Origin of the sequence: Streptomyces sp. NPDC058741, from assembly GCF_042746715.1 — a bacterium.
In the GTDB taxonomy this organism is placed as follows: Bacteria; Actinomycetota; Actinomycetes; order Streptomycetales; family Streptomycetaceae; genus Streptomyces.
The window spans coordinates 65,770-87,136 of record NZ_JBHYQH010000016.1; the positions used below are offsets into that span (position 1 = coordinate 65,770).

A 21,367-nucleotide genomic window follows, 5' to 3' on the forward strand; every position below is an offset into this window, starting at 1 on the left:
GACGCGGTGGTCGGCCGCGCACCGGTGCGCGGCCGGCTCACTGCCGACCCGCAGTTTGGTAGGGGGCGGCGATCGGCTTGCCGCGCGGAGCGGTTGTCAGAGGTGCTCGGCGAGCCCGTCCAGCGCCTTCAGCACCTCCGCCTCCCCCGCCGGCGGCAGCTGCGCCACGACCTCCTCGATGCCGAGGTCGGCGAAGCGGGCGAGCTTGCCCGGGGTGGGGTGGACGGCGTACGGGACGACCTGGAGGGCCTTGGGGTCGCGGCCCGCCTCCGCCCAGGCGGTGCGCAGGACGGGCAGGGCCTCGCCGAGGCCCCGGCCGCCGATGGGCAGCCAGCCGTCGGCGTACTCGCCGATGTGGGCGAACAGCCGGGGCCCGGCCGCCCCGCCGACCAGTGTGCGCGGGCCGACGACCGGGCCGCGCGGTCGCTGCACGGGCTTGGGATACGCGTGGCTGGCCCGGACGCCGCCGAACTCGCCTTCGTAGGCGACCGGTTCGGGCGACCAGAGGGCCCGCATCAGCGCCATCCGGTCCCGGACCAGGGCGCGCCGGGTGCTCCAGTGGACGCCGTGGTCGGCGGCCTCCTCGACGTTCCAGCCGAAGCCGAGGCCGAGCGTGAACCGGCCGCCGGAGAGGTGGTCCAGCGTCGCGATCCGCTTGGCCAGGTCGATGGGGTCGTGCTGGGCGACGAGCGTGATGCCCGTGCCCAGCCCGAGCCGCTCGGTGACGGCGGCGGCCTGGCCGAGCGCCACGAACGGGTCGAGGGTGCGGCCGTACTCCCGCGGCAGCTCCCCGCCCGCGGGGTAGGGGGTGGTCCGCTCGACGGGGATGTGCGTGTGCTCGGGCAGGTACAGCCCGGCGAATCCGCGCTCCTCCAGCTCCCGGGCGAGCCGGGTCGGGGTGATCGTCTCGTCGGTGAGGAAGATCGTTACGGCGATACGCATGACCCATCTCTACCCGAGGGCGGGACGACTGTCCATACCGACCGGTCGGCATTCGACAGCGGGCGGCCGGCGCCGCACAGCCGCCGCTCCGGCGAAACCCGTCGAACCCCCTCCCGTGCACGGGGGTTCACGGCTCAGTACCAGGGTTGCGCGCACCACCGCACCACCCATGCCCGGTCAGCGGACGCCACCCTCGGGAACGGCAGCATGTGCGAGGACGACCACGGCGGACCCGGCCGGCGGGCCCTGATCGTGACGGGAGCGGCCGCCGCGCTTACGTTGGGAGGCGTGAGCTTCGCTTCGGCGGCCGACGGGGGCCGGGAGAGCAGAACGCTGCGCGGCACCCTGCCGCCCGGCTCGCCCGACTTCGTCTACGTGCCCGTGGAGGTCCCGGCCGGCGTCCGGGAGCTCAAGGTCGCCTGCACCTACGACCGGCCGTCGGTCCCGGCCGGCACGACGGGCAACGCCCTGGACATCGGCGTCTTCGACGAACGCGGCACCGAGCTCGGCGGCCGGGGCTTCCGCGGCTGGTCGGGCGGGGCCCGCTCGGAGTTCTTCCTGCGCGCCGACGGCGCGACGCCCGGGTACCTCCCCGGCCCGGTGCGCCCGGGCACCTGGCACATCGCGCTCGGCCCGTACACGGTCGCCCCGCAGGGTCTCGCCTACGAGATCACCGTCACGCTGACCTACGGGGAGCCGGGCGAGGCCGCCCGGCCCGTGTACCCGCCGGAGCGGGCGAAGGGACGGGGCCGGGCCTGGTACCGGGGCGACTGCCACCTGCACTCCTGGTTCTCCGACGGCCGCCGCACCCCCGCCGAGATCGGGGAGCTGGCCCGGGCGGCCGGGCTGGACTTCCTCAACTCCTCGGAGCACAACACGCACGCGGCGCACGCCCACTGGGCGGACGTGGCCGGGGACGACCTGCTCGTCCTGCTGGGCGAGGAGGTCACCACCCGCAACGGTCACGTCGTGGCGCTCGGCACCGACCCGGGCACCTTCGTCGACTGGCGCTACCGGGCCCGGGACAACCGCTTCGGCCGGTTCGCCCGCCAGATCCGGCGCGCCGGGGGCCTGGTCGTACCGGCGCACCCGCACGCCACCTGCGTCGGCTGCACCTGGAAGTTCGGTTTCGGCGAGGCCGACGCGGTGGAGGTGTGGAACGGCCCGTACACGCCCGACGACGAGGTCGCCCTGGCCGACTGGGACGGCATGCTCGTGGCGTCCGTGCGGGACGGGCGCGACTGGCTCCCCGCGATGGGCGGCAGCGACGCGCACCGCTCCCCCGACGCGGTGGGCAGCCCCCAGACGGTCGTCCTGGCCGACGACCTGACCCGCAGGGCCGTCCAGGAGGGCATCCGCGCGGGCCGCTCGTACATCGCCGAGTCCTCCCGGGTCTCCCTGTCCTTCCGGGCGTCCGGCGGGCGGGGCGGGCACGCGGGCATCGGCGAGCGGCTGGAGGTGGACCACGGCACCCCGGTCACCGTCCGCCTGGAGGTCACGGGCGCCCCCCGCTGCACGGTCCGCTTCGTCACCGACCAGGGCGTCCTGCACACCAGCCCCCCGCTGCCGGTGTCGGGCGCGGGGACCGTGGAGTGGCGGACGACACCGTCGTACGCGGCGTACGTGCGGGCGGAGCTGCGGCACGAGGCGGCGGCGGGGCCGCTGCCGGGGGCGATGGCGGCGTTCACCAATCCGGTGTTCCTGGGGCGGGGGTAGCGGACCAGGGTCCGGGCAGCGGCCTGCGGTGGGCCGGCGGACACGCCTCGGCCGCGACGGCGCCCCCTCCGCGCCGCCGCGGCCGTACCCCGTGTGGTGGTGGCCTACTTCGTCGGCTTGAACGGCTCCGACGTGGCGTGCAGGTCCTTCGTCTCCATCGGCTCGTCCGTGGCGTGCAGGTCCTGCGGCTTCAGCGGCTCCGACGTGGCGTGCAGGTCGTTCGTCTCCATCGGCTCGTCCGTGGCGTGCAGGTCCTGCGGCTTGAGCTCGTCACCCATGATCAACTCTCCTTCGCATGGATCAGGCGGTGAGACGGCGGGCCCGCCCGGTCACTCCCCCGAGTCCGTCCGGACGGGCCCACGCGGGCCCCTCCCCCTGATTCTCGATGGGGCCCGTGCAGTGACCCGTCTGCCCCCCGACGCGACGGATCGACTACGCACAGCATGGCCGGGAGCGATAAACGAATGATGAACGCTGCGTCCCGTACCCCCGGGCGCCCTCAGGCCGCGCGCACCGGGGACAGCAGCGCGCGCACCTCGGCGGCCTCGGGCGAGCGCAGCTCCTCGTAGATCACCGCCGCCTCCTGCCAGCAGACCTGGGCCCGGCCGGTCTGGCCTATGCCGCTGAGCGCCCGGCCCAGGACGGTCAGGACGTTGCCGCGCCGCCACTCCCCGCCGATGCCGCGGAGCACCGTGAGCGCCACCTCGGCGTTCGCCGCGGCCTGCGCCGGACGCCCTGCCGCGAGATCCACCTCGGCCAGCCGGAACAGGCTCATGCCCTCCCAGAGGCGCTGCCTGCTGTCGCGGAACACCTCCAGCGCCTCGTGGAGCCGGGCGGCCGCGTCGTCCAGCTCGCCGCTCTGGGTGAGGGCGAGGCCGAGGGCGTAGCGGGCGTTCGCCCCGCGCATGGTGTTGCCCATGGCGTCGTAGATGCCGATGCCCTCGCGGGCCAGGGCGACCGCGCTCTGGGTGCGCCCGGTCGCGAGGTGGATGCGGGACAGGTTGCAGAGCGCGGCGGCCTCGCCGGGGCGGTCGCCCAGGTCCCGGAAGTGCTCGATGGCCCGGGAGAGGTGCTCCTCACCGTCCTCGTGCCGGTTCTGGTAGAGCGCGACGATGCCGCGGGCGTTGCGGGCCCAGCACACGGGCAGCAGGTCGTCGGCCGCCTGGGCGAGCAGGATGGCCCGTTCCGCCTCCTGGTCCGCCCGCTCGAAACGGCCGCTCACGTGGTGCACGTTGACGAGCGTCGTCAGCGCCCGGGCCTCCGCTCGCCCGAGGTCCCCCGCACGGGCCGCGTCCAGCAGCGCCTCGGCCGTCGCCTCGTACTCCCGGGCGTTGGCTCCCGACTCGGAGAGGTCGTGGGCGGCCCACAGCAGGTCGATCGCGCGGGAGAGCGTGTCCGGGCGGCCCGCGGACTGCCGTACGCACGCCAGCAGGCAGATGGCCTCCGCGTACAGCCAGTCCTGGGCCGCGTGCCGGTCGCCGAACCGCAGCCCGGGGTAGTCGGTCACCGCCAGGTGGTCCACCAGCCGGTCCCCCGGCCGCTCGATCGCGTACACCCCCGCCGCCGACGCCAGGTAGAAGTCGAGCAGGCGGGACAGGGCCGCGGCCCGCTCGCCGGGGGGCTGCTCGTCGCGTTCCGCGCACGCGCGCGCGTAGAGCCGGACCAGGTCGTGGAAGCGGTAGCGGCCGGGGGCGGCGGATTCGAGGAGGGAGGTGTCGACGAGCGACTCCAGGAGGTCCTCGGTGTCGTCCACGGGGAGGTCCAGGACCGCCGCCGCCGCCGCGAGGGAGACGTCGGGGCCGTCGGCGAGGCCGAGGAGGCGGAAGGCGCGGGCCTGGGCGGGCTCCAGCTGGCCGTAGCCGAGCTCGAACGTGGCCTTGACGGCGAGGTCGCCGGCCTGGAGCTCGTCCAGGCGGCGGCGTTCGTCGGCGAGCTTGGCCGCGAGGACCGAGACGGTCCAGGTGCGGCGGGCCGCCAGGCGGGAGGCGGCGATACGGATCGCCAGCGGCAGGAAGCCGCAGGCCGCGACCACGTCCAGGGCGGCCTCCCGCTCGGACCCGACCCGCTCCTCGCCCACGATCCGCGTGAACAGCGCCAGCGCCTCGTCCGGGGACATCACGTCCAGGTCGACCAGGTGCGCGCCCGCCAGGTCCACCATCCGCACCCGGGAGGTGACCAGCGCGGCACAGCCGTCCGTGCCGGGCAGCAGGGGGCGGATCTGGGCGGCGTCGCGGGCGTTGTCCAGCAGGACGAGCACGCGGCGGCCGGCGAGCACCGAGCGGTAGAGCGCCGCGCGTTCCGCCAGGGAGTCGGGGATCGCCGAGTCGGCCGTGCCGAGGGCGCGCAGGAACGAGCCCAGCACGGTCTCCGGTTCGGCGGTCCGGGCGCCCGCGCCCTGCAGGTCGACGTACAGCTGCCCGTCGGGGAAGGCCGCGCGCGCATGGTGCGCCACGTGCACGGCGAGGGTCGTCTTGCCGACACCGCCGATGCCGGCGAGCGCGGAGACCGCCATGACGCGGCGCTCGGCGGAGGCCAGGATGTCGCCGAGTTCGCGGACGAAGGCGGCCCGGCCGGTGAAGTCGGGCACGGTGGCGGGCAGTTGTGCCGGGCGGACCGGGAGGGACGCCGGTTCGGGGGCCGGTGAGGAGGGCTCCGCGAGGCCCGGGTCGGCCCGGAGGATCCGCTGCTGCAGCTCGCTGAGGCCCGGGCGCGGGTCGACGCCCAGTTCGTCGGCGAGCAGGCGCCGGGTGTCGGCGTACACGGCGAGGGCCTCGGCCTGCCGGCCGCTGCGGTACAGCGCCAGCATCAGCAGCTCGCGGAGCCGTTCGCGCAGCGGGTGGGCGGCGGTCAGGGCCGTGAGCTCGGAGACGGCCTCGGCGTGGCAGCCCTGCTCCAGGTCCATGTCCAGCCGGGACTCGAGGAGTTGGAGCCGCCACTCCTCCAGGCGGACGCGCTGTGCCTCCGCGTACGGGCCCGGAACCCCGGCCAGGGTCTCCCCGTCCCACAGGGCGAGGGCGCTGCGCAGGGTGGCGCGGGCGTGGCAGAGGTCGCCGGCCGAGCGGGCCTTCTCCGCCCCGGTCGCCAGGTCCTGGGCGACGGTCAGGTCCAGGGCGCCCTCGGCGAGATCGCGCAGGGCGTATCCGCCCGACTCGCTGACCAGCGCGCCCGCGTCCAGGACCTTGCGCAGGCGGGAGGCGTACGTGCGCAGCGCCGCCAGGGCCTGCGAGGGCGGTTCCTCGCCCCAGAGGGCGTCGATCAGCTCGGCGGCCGTGGCCGTACGGCCCTCGCGCAGCAACAGGGCGGCGAGCAGGGCGCGTTGCTGGGGGGAGCCGGTGCTGATCGGCTCGTCGCCCCGCCAGGCGCGTACGGGCCCGAGCACGCTGAAGCACAGCGGCACCGGCGCCGCCGGCCCCGCGGGTCCGGGAGAGCCCGGCGACTCCGGTGAGGAGTCTGGACGCCGCTGCTCCGGTACGCGCGGTACACCCTGCGGTACACCGTCCATGCAGTCCCCCTAGACATCCTGAGCAACCCCGCCAGTTTGCCTTGTGCGCGGCGGATACGTCAGCCGCGGGAGACACCGATCACAGGGCGGCGCACGGGAGTCCACAGGGTTCGCACACTCTCTCCGCACCTGGGTGAAGGGCCACCGCTTGGCGCGGTGTCGCCGGGACGGCGGGCAGCGGGGCGCGCGACAGTGGACCACCCCGTCGACGGACCCGCGACGGACCCGCAGTCGCACCGACCCGAAGGTGGCCCCATGCCCGGTGAGCAGCCGCACCTCTACGAGACCCTCGACGAGCGGTTCCGGTCGGGCCGCTGCGACGCGGGTGACTCCCGGCTGGAGACGCTGTTCGAGGGGTGCCGGTGGGCCGAGGGACCCGTGTACGTACCGGCCGGGCGGTACCTGCTGTGGAGCGACATCCCCAACGACCGGCTGCTGCGGTGGGACGAGACCACCGGCTCCGTCGGCGTCTTCCGGTCCCCGGCCGGATTCCCCAACGGCAACACCCTGGACGGCCAGGGCCGTCTGATCACCTGCGAGCAGGGCGCCCGGCGGGTGACGCGCACCGAGCACGACGGCTCGGTGACGGTGATCGCCGAGCGGTTCGAGGGCAGGCGGCTCAACAGCCCGAACGACGCCGTGGTGCGCTCCGACGGGTCCGTCTGGTTCTCCGACCCGGAGTTCGGGATCGCCTCCGACTACGAGGGGCGGCGCGGCGAGAGCGAGATCGGCGCCCGCAACGTCTACCGCGCCGACCCCGCGAGCGGTGAGGTGCGGCTGGCCGCCGACGGGTTCGAGGGGCCCAACGGCCTCGTGTTCTCGCCGGACGAGCGGCGGCTGTTCGTGTCCGACAGCATCGCCGCCCACATCCGCGTCTTCGACGTCCGCGAGGACGGCACCCTGGGCGGCGGCGACGTCTTCGCGGCGTGCGCCGGGGGCACCTTCGACAACATCCGGTTCGACGACGCGGGGCGCCTGTGGGCCGCGGCCCTGAACGGGGGCGTGCACTGCTACGACCCCGACGGCACGCTCCTCGGCCGCGTGCTGGTCCCCGGCACGGTCGCCAACATCCGGTTCGGGGGCGCCCGGCGCAACCGCCTGTTCATCGCCGCGGACACGGTCCTGTACTCCCTGATGATGTCGGTCACCGGGACCCCGGCGCTGCCGGGCGCCATCGGGTAGCCCGCGGGTAGTTACCGGCGGCGCACCGGCGAGGGCGGCTTCAGGGGCGTGGCGGACGAGCGAGGACGGCTTCGAGGGCGCCGTGACCGTGACGCGGCGACCGGTCCGTCCCCCGGCGCGGCGCGACGTCCCGGGCCCTGCCCTTCCGTCGCGCCGGGCCGAGGGCCGTAGGCGGCTTGGCCGAGCGGAGGCCAGCCGGGCCGGGCAGCCGGGCGGAGGCCAGCCCGGCCGAGCCGGGCGACCGAGCGAAGGCCTGCCGGGCCGAGCCGGGCCGAAACCGAGCCGAGCCGAGGCCGGGCCGAAACCGAGCCGGGCCGAAACCGAGCCGGGCCGGGCCGGGCCGCGTTACGCGGTGCGTGCCGTGCCCGTGCCCTTCTCCGCGTCCAGGGCGTACACGCAGCGGTCCTTGCTGCACGCGTACACCACGCCGTCCCGGACGACCGGGGAGCCGGTGATCTCGCCGCCGGTGGCGAGCTTCCAGCGCAGCCGTCCGTCGTCGGCCTTCAGCGTGTACAGCAGGTGGTCGGTGGAGCCGAAGTGGATGCGGCCCTCGGCCACCGAGGGGGCGCCGACGATGTCGCCGCCCGCCTGGAAGCGCCACTTGGGTGTGCCGGTGACCGCGTCCAGCGTGTAGAGGCCCTTGCCGCTGCCCACGTGGACGTGCCCGGCGGCGACCAGGACCGGCTCGACGGAGGCGCGGGACTCGGTGGCGATGCGCCAGCGGTCGCGGCCGTCGGTGGCGTCGAGGGCGTAGACCGTGCCGAGGTAGTCGGCCAGGTAGATGCCGCCGCCGGTGACGGCGGGGCCCGGCACGAAGGCGGGCGGGCAGAGGAACACCGCCGGGGCCTCGAAGTGCCACTTCACGTGCCCGGCGGCCACGTCCAGGGCGAGGACGCGGGTGCCGGCGCTGACGTAGACGTAGCCGTCGGCCGCCTGGGTGAGGCGGACCGGGACACCGCCGCAGGAGGCCGCGTCGCCGATGGGGTACGACCAGCGCTCGTCGCCGGTGCGGGCGTCCAGGGCGCGCAGCCGGGCGTCCTGCCAGACGTAGACCGTGCCGTCGTGCAGGGCGGGTCCGGCCTCCGGGGACTCGAAGTCGGTCTGACAGCCGGTGATCTCCCAGAGCTTCTGGCCGGTGGAGGCCTCCCAGCCCTGGACGCCGCCGCCCCGGGTGCCGGTGACGACGGTGCCGCGGCCGGCCTTGAGGGAGTAGACCCAGGCGTCGGTCTGCAGCCGCCACAGGTCGCCGCCCTCGCGCGCGTCCAGCGCGAACAGGGTGGGCCCGTCGGAGGCGTGGATACGGCCGTCCGCGACCGCCATGGACCAGGCGACGTCCCGGGTCTTGAAGCGACGGCGGCCGGTGGCCACGTCCAGGGCGTGCACCTCGAAGGAGGTGACGTAGACGAGGTCGCCGTCGACGGAGGGCGTGCCCCAGACGTCGTTGGACATGCGGAAGCGCCAGGGCCGCCAGCCGCCCGCCTGCTCGGGCGGCGCGGCCGGGACCGGGGGCGCGGCGACGGCGGGGCCCACGGCGGGGTCGGTGCCGTTGACGCCGGGGCGGGGCCTGGACCAGGAGGCGCTGAGGGCGGCCTCCGGCGGAGGCGCCTTGGCGGCGGCGGCACGGACGTCGGCGACGCGCGGGCCCGGGCCGATGGGCACCGGGGCGCCGGCCAGCCGGACGGGGCCGGTGTCGGGGCCGCCGACGCCGGCGGGCACGGGCGCCGGGACGACCGGGTCGTGCGGGGGCGGCGGCGGGATGGGCGCGGGGCCCGGGGCGGGGCGTCCGCCGCCCCGGCCGGCGCCGGGGGCGGGCTTGCCGGCCGGGCGGCCGTTGCGGCGGGACTCGATCAGGGCGACGGCCCGCTCGGGCAGCCAGGCGGAGGCCGTGCCGCTGTCGTCGGACCCGGAGCCGAAGAGGTGCGGGGCGAGCTGGGCCTGGAGGTCGGCCGGGTTGGGGCGGGCCGTGGGGTCCATCTGCATGCAGGACTCGATCAGTGGACGCAGCTCGTCCGGGAGCCCTTCGAGGTCCGGGCCCTCGCGCAGCAGCATGAAGACGGTCTCGACGGGGTTGGCGCCGTGGAAGGGCGGGTGGCCGGTGGCGGCGAAGACCAGCATGGAGCCCAGCGAGAAGACGTCGCTGGCACCGGTGACGCTGCGGGAGTCCTTGGCCTGCTCGGGCGACATGTAGGCGGGCGTGCCCACGGCGACGTTCGTCATCGTCAAACGCGTGTTCGAAACGCCGGACGCGATCCCGAAGTCGATCACCCGGGGCCCGTCCTCGACGACGAGGACGTTCGACGGCTTCAGGTCACGGTGCACCAGACCGGCCCCGTGGATGGACTGCAGCGCCTCGGCCACACCCGCGGCCAGCCAGCGCACCGCCTGGGCCGGCAGCGGCCCGCAGTCGTTCACTATCTCCTCGAGGGAGGGCGCGGGGACGTACGCGGTGGCCAGCCACGGCACGGCGGCGCGCGGGTCGGCGTCCACCACCGCGGCCGTGTAGAAGCCGGAGACGGCCCGGGCCGCCTCCACCTCACGCGTGAAGCGGACCCGGAACAGCTGGTCCTCGGCCAGCTCGGTCCGGACGGTCTTGATCGCCACGCGCCGGCCGGACGCCGAGCGCGCGAGATAGACCAGCCCCATGCCGCCCGCACCCAGCCGTCCCAGCACCTCGAACGGCCCGATCCGCCGCGGATCGTGCTGCGTCAGCTGATCCACCACTCTGCCTGCCACCTCCCCGTACGAGCCGCGCCAAGCCACATGTTCCACGCGACCCCGTGCAGCGTCTCACCACCGCACCGCCATGGCGGCACGCACCCCGATTCTTCCTGGCCGGAGCCGTGGTTGCGAACCCGGTGACCATTGGGATGTTGGCGTTCATACAGGGACAAAAGCAGATCGGAGGGTGCCAACTCAGCGGTGCAGCAGCGCGAAGGAGGCCCCCTGGTCGTCGCTGACGACCGCGACCGCGCCGTAGGAGGTCCCGAACGGCGGGACCTGGACCCGCCCGCCGAGCCCGGTCACCTCCTCCAGCGCGGCCGGCAGGTCCTCGACCGCGAAGTGCACGAGGAAGTGGGGCGGCATCTCGGCCGGGAAGACGTCGGAGACGGGGGCGCGGCCGAAGTCGGGCTCGGCGTCCGGCCCGAACAGGGCCTCCTGGAACAGTGCGCCGTAGAAGCCGTCGACCGCCTCGGTGTCCCGGGCGTACAACTGCACCCGGGCGAAGGTGCCCGGCTCGTGCCGCGCACCGAAGCCGGGGTGCTCCCCGGGCTGCCACAGGGCGAAGACCGCGCCCTCCGGGTCGGTGACCAGCGCGGTGACGCCCAGCTCCCCGGCCGGCACCGGCGCCGAGACGACCTGTCCGCCCGCCTCCCGCACGCGCCGGGCCAGCGCCCCGGCGTCGGGGGTGGCGAAGTACACCGTCCAGACGGTGGGCATCCGGCCGTCGACCTTGCGGATCAGGGCGGCCACCGGTTCACCGCCCTTCAGCGCCCGCGTGAAGGGGCCGAACCAGTCCTCGAAGGTCCACCCGAAAAGTTCGCCGTAGAAGCGCTTGCCCGCCTCCACGTCGGGAAGCTGGACGTCCACCCAGCAGGGGACGCCCTCCGCGTACAACGATGCCCTGTTTTCGGCCATGTCGCCAACGTAACCGCGACGGCCGCAGCCCGCAGACCAGGCACACCAGCCTCCGCACCCCCTCGCACCCCATTTGCAGTCGGCCGAATCGCGCCCCCATCACGCCTCGGTAAGCTGACGACATGACAGGACAAGTGCGTACCGTCGACGGCCGCGTGGCCGGTCGGCGTGGGCAGGCGACCCGGCAGAAGCTGCTCGACTGCCTCAGCGAGATGCTCAGCTCCTCCCCGTACCGGGACGTCAAAGTCATCGATGTCGCCCGGAAGGCAGGCACTTCGCCCGCCACCTTCTACCAGTACTTTCCGGACGTCGAGGGCGCCGTCCTGGAGATCGCCGAGCACACGGCCTCCGAGGGCGCCACGTTGACCGAGCTCCTGGAGGGCCGCTCCTGGGCCGGCAAGGCCGGCTGGCAGACGGCACAGGAACTCGTCGACGGGTTCCTGGACTTCTGGCGCAAGAACGACGCGATCCTCCGGGTCGTCGATCTCGGCGCCGCCGAGGGCGACAAGCGGTTCTACAAGCTCCGCATGAAGATCCTCAACTCGGTGAACACCTCCCTGACGGACGCCGTCGCCGAGTTGCAGGCCAAGAGCCGGGTCGACAAGGACGTGAACCCGGCGGCGATCGCCGGTTCGCTGGTCGCGATGCTCGCGGCGGTCGCCTCGCACCAGAAGGGCTTCACCTCCTGGGGTGTGAAGCAGGCCGAACTGAGGCCGAACGTGGCGCTGTTGGTCCATCTCGGCATCACCGGAAGAAAGCCGACGAAATAGGCGGTGGCGGCGGCACTCTCCCCCTCTTCTTACTCAAGTCCTGTCTGGCAGGCGGTGGTCCACTCGCGTGGACGGCCGCCTGTCGTGTTGTGCGGCGTGCCCTCGCGCGGCACGCGCCGGAACCGGGCGGCACCTCGCCCCGGGCCGGGAACGGGAACACCGCGTGCCGGCGACGGCGTTGTGGTGCTGCGAACGGCGACCGCCCTGTCGAAGGAGACCGGCTATGGCCCTGACCCGTGAAGAGCGTGAACAGTTCCTCGCCGAGCCGCACGTCGCGGCGCTCGCGGTCGACGCGGGAGCGGGCCGCGCCCCGCTGACGGTGCCGATCTGGTACCAGTACGAGCCCGGCGGCGACCTCTGGATCATGACCGGCCTCGACTCCCGCAAGAACGAGCTGATCAGCGCGGCGGGCCGGTTCTCGCTGATGGTGGACCGGCTGGAGCCCACGATCCGGTACGTGTCGGTGGAGGGCCCGGTCGTCGAGACCGTCCCGGCGACGCGCGAGCAGCTCCGGGAGATCTCCGCCCGCTACCTGCCGGCGGAGAAGGTCGACGCATACGTGGACTTCGCCTGGAAGAACCACGGCGAGCAGGTGGTGCTGCGGATGCGGCCGCAACGGTGGGTCTCGTCGGACCTCGGGCAGGTCTGACCGAGTGGCGCGGCACTGCGGCGTGGCCGTGCGGCGCGGCCCCGATGACCTCGCGGGTCCCCCGGCACCGGTGACAATCGGGGGATGGCAACCGATCTTCACGAGCTGCTGAGGTCCCTGCGGGTCTGGGCCCCGGACAGGACTGACCTGCGGCCCTTCGACCCGTCCACCGCCCCGGCGGCTCCCCTCCCCCTGTTCACCGAGTGGTTCGCGGACGCGGTGGCGGCCGGACAGCCCGAGCCGCACACCATGGCGCTGGCGACCGCGGACGCCTCGGGCCTGCCCGACGCGCGGATCGTGGTGCTGCACGGCGCGGACGCCGAAGCGTGGTCCTTCGGCTCCCACAGCGGCAGCCGCAAGGGCCGCCAGCTCGCGGCCCGCCCGTACGCCGCGCTCACCTTCTACTGGTCCGTCCTGGGCCGCCAGGTCCGGGTCCGCGGCCCGGTGTCGGCGGCCCCGTCCGAGGAGTCCCAGGGCGATCTCCACGCCCGCTCGACGGGGGCGCTGGCCGCGGCCCTGACCGGGCGCCAGAGCGAGACCCTGGGCTCGCTGGAGGAGCTGGCCCGGGAGTCGGAGGCGGCGTGGGAACGGGCGGCCCGGGACCCGGAGACCGCGGTGCCCTCCTGGACGCTGTACCGGCTGCGGGCCGAGGAGGTCGAGTTCTTCCAGGGCGACGAACGGCGCCGCCACGTCCGGCTCCGCTACCGGCGCGCGGAGGAGGGCTGGTCGCGGGAGCTGCTGTGGCCGTGAGCGGGAGCGCCCGGCCCGCCCCGGCCGTCCGGGACCACCCGCGACCGCCCGCAGTCGCCCGGGACCGGCCACGTCCGCCTACGCCAGGTCGTACTGCGCGACGTCCGCGACCGGACGGATAGCCGATCCGCGGGTGCAGGGCGTGACATGGTGCCGCCGGTCTCCGCCCGGCGCCTCCCGATCACCCTCGCTGCGGCCTCACTTGGCGCGGTCCCCGGCGAGGGTGTGGGCCACGAGCGCGTTGGCGTGGCCGTGGCCGAGGCCGTGTTCGGCCTTGAGCCAGGCGACGAGCTCCATGTGGCGGGTGAGCGGTGAGGTGCGGATGAGGTCCTGCCATGCGGCGATCGGCCTGCCGTACTTCTTCTCGATGGAGGGGAAGTAGCTCGCGGGGCCCTTCACGGGTGCGGTCATCTCTGCGGTCCCTTCTTTCGTGGTCGCCGGGTATGACCGGTCGGGCGGGGCGAACTCATCGCCCTGCGGGGTGACGCGCGTCACCCCGCATCCCCGGCTCGGGGTCCGTCGCCAGCCGCGCGTGCAGGTGGGCGTCCCGGAAGGCGTCGTGCCGGCCCTCCTCGAAGACCGCCCCGCGCAGGGTGCCCTCGTAGGAGAAGCCGCAGCGCTCGGCTATCCGGCAGGACGCCTCGTGGCCGACCGCGTGGTCCAGCTCCAGCCGGTGCAGGCCGAGTTCGGTCAGGGCCCAGCGGGCCGTCAGGAGGAGGGCCCGGGTGGCCACTCCCCGGCCCCGCGCCTCGGGGAGCACCCAGTAGCCGACGCGGGCGACCTTCAGGTGGTACCTGATCTCGTTGACGCCGATGTGGCCCAGCACCGTGCCGGCGGCGTCCGCGACCCGGAACGACACGGAGGTGCCCTCCGTCGCGCTCTGCGCCCGGGCCCGCAGGGACTCGCGGGCGCTGCCGCGGTCCGTGACCAGCCGCAGCGGGGTGTTCCAGCGGCGGAACTCCGGGTCGCTCATGCCCCGGAGCCAGCTCTGCACGTCGTCGGCGGAGCCGGCGTCCCAGGGGCGCAGACTGAGGCCGTGTCCGTGGAGCAGGGGGTGGGAGCCGGTGAGGGCGCGGTCGCGCGTGGGGGCCATGGGGCCATTCAAGCGCGTGGGGCTGTGCCGTTGCCCCGACCGCCGGGACCGGCCGGGGCCGGAACACCTGTTTCCCGCCGCGGTATCTGACGGCCCGTCGGGTGACGGGGTCGCCGGCGGGAGCCGGCTGTGCGTGCACCGCGGAGCCGTGAGCCGGCCATGAAGACCTCAGGGTAGCGGGCAGTCCCGTCGGCAACCGGCTGCGTTCGCCGGGGCAGGCCCGGACCGGAGCAGCAGCATCGAGAGGTGGCGCCGTGAGCACAGGACGGTCAGGCGCAGGAGCGTCGTGCGGGGGCTCGGGGCGGCCGCCGGTGCGGCCGCCGTCGGCGGGGTCTCCCTGAACGCGCGGGCGTCGGGCGGCACGGGCGGCTCCCCGTCCGCCCCCGACGGCCTGGTCTTCGGCCAGGACGGCTGCACCACCCTGACGACGACCGTCACCGAGGCCGACGCCGACGGCGACGACCACGTGGGTCCGCCCGGGCACCAGCGACTCCGACACCTCGCACACGGTCTCCGCCAACCTCGCCGCCGCCGCTGCCGCCCTCGGCGACGACGTCAGCCACCTCCACCACGGGGACGAGGGCCACGGCGCGAACACCGCCCCCGGCGACTTCGTCCGGTGGATCGCCACGGTGACGGACCACCGGCGCCGCACCTGACCCGCCGGGGGGGGCCCCCCCCCCCCTCCCCGTGTGGCCTGCCCCGCCCGCCCTACTTGGTGAAGCCGTAGTTGAGCAGCTTGGTCGCGTCCGTCCTGCGGGCGGTCGCGTCGGTCGAGGCGAGGACCGTGCCGATGACCGTCTTGCCGCTGCGGGTCGCGGCGAACACCAGGCAGTACTTGGCCTCCGGGCCGGAGCCGGTCTTGACGCCGATCGCGCCGGAGTAGCTGCCGAGCAGCGGGTTGGTGTTCGTCCACGGCGCCATCGTCCGCGTGCCGCCGGACCTGGTGGTCGTCTTCGCCGTGTACGACTTCGTCTTGACGACCGTGCGGAACGTGGAGTTCTTCATCGCGGCGCCGGCGAGCTTCGTCAGGTCGCGCGGCGTGGAGTAGTTCGCGCCCTTGCCGATGCCGTCGAACGAGTCGAAGTGGGTGTTCGTCAGGCCCAGGTTCTTGGCGGTGGTGTTCATCTTGCCGATGAACGACTTCACGCGCGCCGACCGCGTCGAGCCCGAGCCGAACTTGTCGGCGAGCGCGTACGCCGCGTCGCAGCCGGAGGGCAGCATCAGCCCGTAGAGCAGCTGGCGGACGGTGACCTTGTCGCCGACGATCAGCTTGGCGTTGGACGCCCAGTTGTTCTCGACGATGTAGTCGCTGTACGCCTTCTGGATCGTGACCTTGCTGTCCAGGTTGAGGTTCGACTGCTTCAGCACCACCAGGGCGGTCATGATCTTGGTGGTGGAGCCGGTCGAGCGGCGCGTGTCAGCAGCCTTGAGGTAGAGCGACTTGCCGGTCGCGCTGTTCATCACGTAGCCGCCCTTGGCGGCGATGCTGGGCGCCGAGGCGGCGTGCGCCGGCGCGACGGTGAGGGCTCCGGTCGCGAGCATGGCGCCGGTGGTCACGGCGGCGGCCGCGGCCCTGCGGAGACGGGCGCCCTTAATGCCGAGTATCAAGTGAAGTACCCCGATTGCGTCGAATGCCTCAACGGTGCGGCCGAGTTGAGGACGAGGGGAAAGGGGCCGCACGTGTCTGACTCGTAACTAGCACAGGTGGTTGTGCTGTTGCCGAGGGAAGCCCGCGCTTTGCCACTGATGTGTGACATTCGGGCCCGCCGCGGTTCCGCATACTGGACGGATGCGTTCATGCGTACCTGTTGTATCTAAGGTGTCCGCATGACCCTCGCCGTGAAGCAACCGCCCGCCGCCGACCGCGTCTACACGCACGTCAAAGAGGGCGTCCTGGAGCGCCGTTACGAGGGCGGGACCCTCCTCACCGAGGGCGAGCTCGCCGAGGCCGTGGGCGTCTCCCGCACGCCGGTGCGCGAGGCGCTGCTCCGGCTGGAGGCCGAGGGCCTGATCCGGCTCTACCCGAAGAAGGGCGCCCTCGTCCTGCCGGTCTCCGCGCAGGAGATCGCCGACGTCGTCGAGACGCGGCTGCTCGTCGAGGAGCACGCGGCGCGCAAGGCCGTCCCCGCTCCCGCCGGACTCATCGAGCGCCTGCAGGAGCTGCTGGCCCGGCAGAAGAGGCAGGCCGCCGCCGGTGACCTGGCCGGGGCCGCCGTCACCGACCGCTGCTTCCACGCCGAGATCGTCCGCAGCGGCGGCAACGCGATCCTCTCCCGCCTCTACGACCAGCTGCGCGACCGCCAGTTGCGCATGGGCGTCGCCGTCATGCACTCCCACCCCGACCGGATCGCCAAGACCCTCGCCGAGCACGAGGAGATCCTCGACGCGCTGCGCGCCGGGGACGCCGAGGCCGCGGTCGGGATCGTGCACCGGCACATCGGCTGGTTCTCGCACCTGGCCCGCGGGGAGGTCCGGTGAGCACCGCCGCGACGCCGGGCGACCCTCCGGGCGGGCGGCGGGCGCTGGCCTTCTGGGGCATCGGCGTCTCCGTCTACTTCGTCGCGGTCATCTTCCGCACGTCCCTCGGCGTCGCCGGCCTCGACGCCGCGGACCGCTTCCACGTCAGCGCCTCGGCCCTGTCCGCCTTCTCCCTCCTCCAGCTGCTGGTCTACGCGGGCATGCAGATACCCGTGGGCCTGCTCGTCGACCGGCTCGGCACCAAGAAGGTGCTCGCCCTCGGGACCGTGCTGTTCACCGCCGGGCAGCTGGGCTTCGCGTTCTCCCCCTCGTACGGCACGGCCCTCGCCTCCCGGGCGCTCCTCGGCTGCGGTGACGCGCTGACGTTCATCAGCGTGCTGCGCCTGGGCACGAGGTGGTTCCCGGCCCGGCGCGGGCCGCTCGTCGCCCAGTTGGCGGGTCTGGCCGGCATGGCGGGCAACCTGGTCTCCACGCTCGTCCTGGCCCGGCTGCTGCACGGTGTCGGCTGGACGGCGGCGTTCGCGGGCAGCGCGGCCGCCGGGGCGGTGGTGTTCGTCCTGGTCCTGCTGTTCCTCAAGGACCACCCGGAGGGCCACGAGCCCGAGCCGCCCGCGCACCGGGGCGGGGCGTACGTACGGCGCCAGATCGCTGCCTCCTGGCGGGAGCCGGGGACGCGGCTGGGGCTGTGGGTGCACTTCACGACCCAGTTCCCGGCGATGGTGTTCCTGCTGCTGTGGGGCCTGCCGTTCCTGGTCGAGGCGCAGGGACTGTCCCGCGCGACGGCCGGTGAACTCCTCACCCTCGTGGTGCTGTCGAACATGGCCGTCGGCCTCGTCTACGGCCAGGTCGTCGCCCGGCACCACGGAGCGCGGCTGCCGCTCGCGCTCGGCACGGTCGGCACGACGGCGCTGCTGTGGGCGGCGACGCTGCTGTACCCCGGCGCGCACGCCCCGATGTGGCTGCTGATCACCCTGTGCACGGTGCTCGGGGCGTGCGGGCCCGCCTCGATGATCGGCTTCGACTTCGCCCGCCCCGCGAACCCGCCCGAGCGCCAGGGCACCGCCTCCGGCATCACCAACATGGGTGGCTTCGTCGCCTCCATGACCACGCTGTTCGCCGTCGGTGTGCTGCTCGACGCGACCGGGGACGACTTCACCGTGGCCTTCTCCGCGGTCTTCGTCCTCCAGGCCCTCGGCGTCACCCAGATCCTGCGGCTGGGCCGGCGGGCGGCCCGGCGGGAGCGGGAGCGGCTGGTGGCCAGCCGGGTGGAGACGGTGCACGTCCCGGCGTAGCCCGTCACACGGCCCGTACGGGAACGAGCGTGAGGTAGGCCAGGCCCAGGACACCGCGGTAGGCGAGCCAGGCCGCGCGGTGGCGGTCGGCGCGCTGCCGCGTCTCCTCGGCCATGGGGTGTCCGGGGTGCTCGGCGAGCCACACCTCGGTGTCCGCGAGGTACGCCGGCTCGAACTCCTCCCACTCGTCGAGGGAGGCGGTCTCGGTCCACTCCGGCCGGAACCCGGCGTCCGTCGCCGGCGCGATGAGCCCGGGCAGGTCCTGGTGGTCGTCGGCCGAGGCGCCCGGCCACATGCGGGCCAGTTTCGGACCCGGTCGGGGTGCTGCCAGAAGTCCTCGCCCAGCAGGACCCGGCCGCGGTCGGTGACCAGGCGGCGCAGTTCCCCGAGCGCCGTGGGGAGTTCCCCGCCGAGGGCCTGGCTCGCGCCCACGCACAGCACGAGGTCGGCGGGGCCGCGGGTGGTACCGGTGGCGGACTCCTGAAGGAAGCGGACCCGGTGGGCGAGCCCCCGTTCCTCGGCGGTGTGCCGCCCGCGGGCCAGATCGTCGGGGTTCAGGTCGAGGCCCGTGCCGGTCGCCCGCGGGGCGGCGGCCAGCAGGCGCAGCGTCAGCTCGCCCCAGCCGCAGCCGATGTCCAGGACGGTGGCCGGCCCGTTCCCGGCGAGCCGCCGTACGAGGGCGTCGGCCCGGGTCTCGGACAGGGGGCCGTGGAAGGTCAGACGGGTGGGGCGGGGTGGGGTGGTCATGTGGGGGGACGCTTCGGGCCGCAACGGCGGACCGGTACCGGATTCACCGGGGCCGCGGGCGGTGCCGGGCCGGGGCCGGGCGAGCGCGGCCCCGGCGCGACGAGGCGTCGCCGCACCCGCTCGCGCCGCGTCCGTTCGGCCCCGGGCCCTACTGCGTGACCCTGAAGTTCCGCAGGATCGCCGCCGTCAGCTCCGGGTCGCCCTCCGTCTTCAGCCGGTCCGACACCGCCTCCGGGGTCACCCGGCCGCAGGCCAGGCGGACGTAGGTCTCCCAGTCGAGGGTCAGGGTCGCGGCCGGTCCGAGGGCCGGGGCGGTCTCCAGGGTGCCCCGGCCCTGGATGTCGACGCGGATCGTGCGCAGGAACTCGACGGGGCCGTGGACGTCGAAGACGATCGCCGAGCTGCGGGGCGCCTGGGCCTCCTCGGCGACCACGCGCGGCAGCTCGGAGAGCAGCACGTCACGGGCGACCAGCGCGCCGGGGGAGTCGAGGTCGCCGGGGCGGCCGAGAGCCGCGCGCAGGTCCTGTTCGTGCACCCACACGTCGAAGGCGTGCCGGCGCATCGCCTGCTCCAGCGTGAGTTCGGTGCCGAGCGGGCCGCGCACCTTCGTGCCCGGGTCGCGCGACTCGTTCCGCAGCTGGCGGTTGCGGCGGATGATCACGTACTCCAGCTCGGAGGTCATCTCCGGCGCCGTGTGGTGACGGCGGACGTCGACCTGCATCTCCATGTAGCGCTGGTGCTCGTTGGTGACGTGGAAGAGGTCGCGCGGGAGGCTGTGGATGGGGCGCGGGTCGCCGAGCATCTCGCAGTCCAGGCCGATGACGTGGGAGACGACGTCCCGCACCGACCACCCGGGGCACGGCGTGCGCCGGTTCCATTCGGCCTCCGCGAGCGGCTGGACCAACTCGGATATCGCTTCGATGGAGTGGGTCCAGGCGTCGGCGTAGGGCTGGAGGGTGGGATGCAGACTCACGGAACGGGACCCCTCGGCGGTCGGTGCACGGGCTGGTGGTGGCGGCGTTGCCAGTGGGAGGTGGCGGCTGTCGGCGGGTGTCTTGCGAGCTAAGTTACGCTGCTGTGGGGCACCCCGGCAGTGCTTTCGTGTGACGATCGTAGGCCCGTGTGGACGGCTCGAATGCCAGGACGGTGGTAGTGTGCGCGCCTCTGTGATCCAGATCGCCGTAGAAGAGGGCGAATCGGTCGAATCGCGCCGCCGGCGGGTGGCCGCCCTGGTCCGGGAGCAGGCCGGTGCCGATCTGGTCGTCCTGCCGGAGCTGTGGACCACGGGTGCCTTCGCCTACGAGGCGTTCGGCACGGAGGCCGAACCGCTCGACGGGCCGACGTACGAGGCGATGGCCAAGGCGGCCGGCGACGCGGGGGTGTGGCTGCACGCCGGCTCCCTCCCCGAGCGGGACCCGGACGGCACCCTCTACAACACCTCCCTGGTCTTCTCCCCCTCCGGCGACCTGGCCGCCGCCTACCGCAAGATCCACCGGTTCGGCTTCGACCAGGGCGAGGCCGTGCTGATGGGAGCGGGCGGCGAGCTGGTGACGGTGCGTCTGCCCGAGACGACCCTGGGCCTGGCCACCTGTTACGACCTCCGCTTCCCCGAACTCTTCCGCGGGCTCGTCGACGCCGGGGCCGAGACGCTCGTGGTGTCGGCGGGCTGGCCGGAGCGCCGCCGCGCCCACTGGACGCTGCTGGCCCGGGCCCGGGCCGTGGAGAACCAGTCGTTCGTCCTCGCCTGCGCGACGGCCGGGACGCACGCCGGCATCCCCCAGTCCGGCCACTCGATCGTGGTCGACCCGTGGGGCGAGGTGCTGGCCGAGGCCGGTGCCGACGAGGAGGTCCTCACGGTGGAGTTCGACCCGGGCAAGGTGGCGGCGACCCGCGAGCAGTTCCCGGCGCTGAAGGACCGGGTGCTGGGACTCGAGCCCCCGCGCAGGCCCTGACCGGGGCGCTCCTCAGCCCTCCCGCTCCTTCTCCGCCAGGTGGATGACGCACACCGCCACGGCGATCAGCAGCGCCGGGTCCGCGTCGTCGCGCACGATGTCCACGCCGTAGGTGTCCCGCACGGTCAGCCACCGCCGGGAGATGACCGCCAGCAGTTCGCCGTCGTACTCGACGGCGAACTCCCGGTCGAGGATCCTGCCGCTGACGTCGAGCTCGTTGCCGTCGGCGAGGGAGACCCGGTAGTGGTTGCGCAGCAGGGACAGGCGCTTGCGGCGGATCGTCGCCAGCGGCTCCCCGCCCCGCTGGAGCACCATCGTGTCGCGCAGCGCGAGCATCTTCTGGTGGATGTCGACGAGGACGCGCCCCTGGGTGTCCTTCAGCTCCCAGGTGTCCCGCAGCCGCAGGGCCTTGCCGTCGACGAGGAACACCTTGCTGCCGTGGTCGTCCTCGATCCAGTAGTCGTCACCGAAGCCGAGGAGCCGGTCGTACACGAGGAATCTCATGAGACCAGGGCTTCCCCGCCGCCGGTTCCGAAACGCCGCCGATAGGCCGACGGGCTGAGTCCGGTCGCGCGCCCGGCAGGTGAAACGTCGTCCCCACCAGGATGGCAGGCTGGACGCATGAACGATTCCGTCCGGGAGCCCACCCCCGCGC

General features: G+C 74.0%; 18 protein-coding genes and 1 pseudogene. 8 read left to right on the top strand and 11 right to left on the bottom strand.

Annotation, left to right across the window (positions count from 1 at the left end; translation table 11 throughout):
- Positions 1-96 precede the first annotated feature (96 nt).
- Positions 97-942, bottom strand: a complete 846-nt coding sequence (locus ACFW6P_RS15690) for an LLM class F420-dependent oxidoreductase (protein WP_386346988.1) — start codon at positions 940-942, stop codon at positions 97-99.
- 207 nt (positions 943-1,149) lie between these two features.
- Between ACFW6P_RS15690 and ACFW6P_RS15695 the strand changes: the two genes are divergently transcribed.
- Positions 1,150-2,658: a CehA/McbA family metallohydrolase gene (locus tag ACFW6P_RS15695; RefSeq protein WP_386423912.1), complete on the top strand. Its 1,509-nt coding sequence runs from the start codon at positions 1,150-1,152 to the stop codon at positions 2,656-2,658.
- A 104-nt stretch (positions 2,659-2,762) separates the two neighbouring features.
- Here the strand turns inward: ACFW6P_RS15695 and ACFW6P_RS15700 are convergent, their stop codons facing one another.
- Both ACFW6P_RS15700 and ACFW6P_RS15705 read right to left on the bottom strand, forming a co-directional pair.
- Positions 2,763-2,936, bottom strand: coding sequence for a hypothetical protein (locus tag ACFW6P_RS15700; protein WP_386423913.1), 174 nt, complete (start codon positions 2,934-2,936; stop codon positions 2,763-2,765).
- Positions 2,937-3,157: 221 nt separating this feature from the next.
- Positions 3,158-6,160 (bottom strand): BTAD domain-containing putative transcriptional regulator, encoded by a 3,003-nt coding sequence (locus tag ACFW6P_RS15705; RefSeq protein ID WP_386346993.1) that lies wholly within the window; start codon positions 6,158-6,160, stop codon positions 3,158-3,160.
- A 255-nt stretch (positions 6,161-6,415) separates the two neighbouring features.
- On the opposite strand from ACFW6P_RS15705, the gene ACFW6P_RS15710 reads away from it, so the two are divergent.
- The gene (locus ACFW6P_RS15710; protein ID WP_386346995.1) at positions 6,416-7,342 is read left to right on the top strand and encodes an SMP-30/gluconolactonase/LRE family protein; all 927 of its coding nucleotides are present in this window, start codon (positions 6,416-6,418) and stop codon (positions 7,340-7,342) included.
- A gap of 345 nt (positions 7,343-7,687) precedes the next feature.
- Here the strand turns inward: ACFW6P_RS15710 and ACFW6P_RS15715 are convergent, their stop codons facing one another.
- Entirely contained in the window at positions 7,688-10,063 is a 2,376-nt protein-coding gene (locus ACFW6P_RS15715) for a PQQ-binding-like beta-propeller repeat protein (protein WP_386423914.1), read from the bottom strand.
- A gap of 192 nt (positions 10,064-10,255) precedes the next feature.
- The gene (locus ACFW6P_RS15720; protein ID WP_386423916.1) at positions 10,256-10,978 is read right to left on the bottom strand and encodes a VOC family protein; all 723 of its coding nucleotides are present in this window, start codon (positions 10,976-10,978) and stop codon (positions 10,256-10,258) included.
- Between the two features lie 134 nt (positions 10,979-11,112).
- Here ACFW6P_RS15720 and ACFW6P_RS15725 point away from each other — a divergent pair, with 134 nt between their 5' ends.
- The 3 genes from ACFW6P_RS15725 (at position 11,113) to ACFW6P_RS15735 (ending at position 13,147) form a co-directional block, all read left to right on the top strand.
- Positions 11,113-11,748, top strand: coding sequence for a TetR family transcriptional regulator (locus ACFW6P_RS15725; protein ID WP_386423963.1), 636 nt, complete (start codon positions 11,113-11,115; stop codon positions 11,746-11,748).
- Positions 11,749-11,971: 223 nt separating this feature from the next.
- Positions 11,972-12,397 carry a pyridoxamine 5'-phosphate oxidase family protein gene (locus tag ACFW6P_RS15730; protein WP_386347001.1) on the top strand — a complete coding sequence of 142 codons (426 nt, stop codon included), beginning with the start codon at positions 11,972-11,974 and terminating at the stop codon, positions 12,395-12,397.
- Positions 12,398-12,481: 84 nt separating this feature from the next.
- Positions 12,482-13,147, top strand: a complete 666-nt coding sequence (locus ACFW6P_RS15735; protein WP_386347003.1) for a pyridoxal 5'-phosphate synthase — start codon at positions 12,482-12,484, stop codon at positions 13,145-13,147.
- Positions 13,148-13,345: 198 nt separating this feature from the next.
- On the opposite strand, the gene ACFW6P_RS15740 is transcribed toward ACFW6P_RS15735, so the two are convergent.
- From ACFW6P_RS15740 to ACFW6P_RS15750, 3 genes are all read right to left on the bottom strand, one after another.
- Positions 13,346-13,558 carry a DUF4287 domain-containing protein gene (locus tag ACFW6P_RS15740; protein ID WP_386347005.1) on the bottom strand — a complete coding sequence of 71 codons (213 nt, stop codon included), beginning with the start codon at positions 13,556-13,558 and terminating at the stop codon, positions 13,346-13,348.
- Positions 13,559-13,613: 55 nt separating this feature from the next.
- Positions 13,614-14,240, bottom strand: a complete 627-nt coding sequence (locus ACFW6P_RS15745) for a GNAT family N-acetyltransferase (RefSeq protein ID WP_386347007.1) — start codon at positions 14,238-14,240, stop codon at positions 13,614-13,616.
- Positions 14,241-14,951: 711 nt separating this feature from the next.
- Positions 14,952-15,851, bottom strand: coding sequence for a D-alanyl-D-alanine carboxypeptidase family protein (locus tag ACFW6P_RS15750; protein WP_386357062.1), 900 nt, complete (start codon positions 15,849-15,851; stop codon positions 14,952-14,954).
- A gap of 219 nt (positions 15,852-16,070) precedes the next feature.
- On the opposite strand from ACFW6P_RS15750, the gene ACFW6P_RS15755 reads away from it, so the two are divergent.
- Entirely contained in the window at positions 16,071-16,721 is a 651-nt protein-coding gene (locus ACFW6P_RS15755; RefSeq protein WP_386357059.1) for a GntR family transcriptional regulator, read from the top strand.
- Entirely contained in the window at positions 16,718-18,013 is a 1,296-nt protein-coding gene (locus ACFW6P_RS15760; RefSeq protein ID WP_386423918.1) for a nitrate/nitrite transporter, read from the top strand. The genes ACFW6P_RS15755 and ACFW6P_RS15760 overlap by 4 nt, the downstream gene beginning before the upstream one ends.
- Before the next feature lie 4 nt (positions 18,014-18,017).
- On the opposite strand, the pseudogene ACFW6P_RS15765 reads toward ACFW6P_RS15760, so the two are convergent.
- Together ACFW6P_RS15765 and ACFW6P_RS15770 are read right to left on the bottom strand one after the other, a co-directional pair.
- A pseudogene (locus tag ACFW6P_RS15765) lies at positions 18,018-18,760 on the bottom strand (SAM-dependent methyltransferase).
- Between the two features lie 148 nt (positions 18,761-18,908).
- A complete protein-coding gene (locus ACFW6P_RS15770) occupies positions 18,909-19,733 on the bottom strand; it encodes a maleylpyruvate isomerase family mycothiol-dependent enzyme (RefSeq protein ID WP_386357050.1) in 825 nt (274 codons plus the stop codon).
- Positions 19,734-19,914: 181 nt separating this feature from the next.
- Here ACFW6P_RS15770 and ACFW6P_RS15775 point away from each other — a divergent pair, with 181 nt between their 5' ends.
- Positions 19,915-20,712 (top strand): carbon-nitrogen family hydrolase, encoded by a 798-nt coding sequence (locus tag ACFW6P_RS15775; RefSeq protein ID WP_386357047.1) that lies wholly within the window; start codon positions 19,915-19,917, stop codon positions 20,710-20,712.
- Between the two features lie 12 nt (positions 20,713-20,724).
- Here ACFW6P_RS15775 and ACFW6P_RS15780 read toward each other — a convergent pair whose 3' ends face one another.
- Complete coding sequence (locus tag ACFW6P_RS15780; RefSeq protein WP_386357044.1) at positions 20,725-21,216, bottom strand: LURP-one-related/scramblase family protein; 492 nt, start codon at positions 21,214-21,216, stop codon at positions 20,725-20,727.
- Positions 21,217-21,367 lie beyond the last annotated feature (151 nt).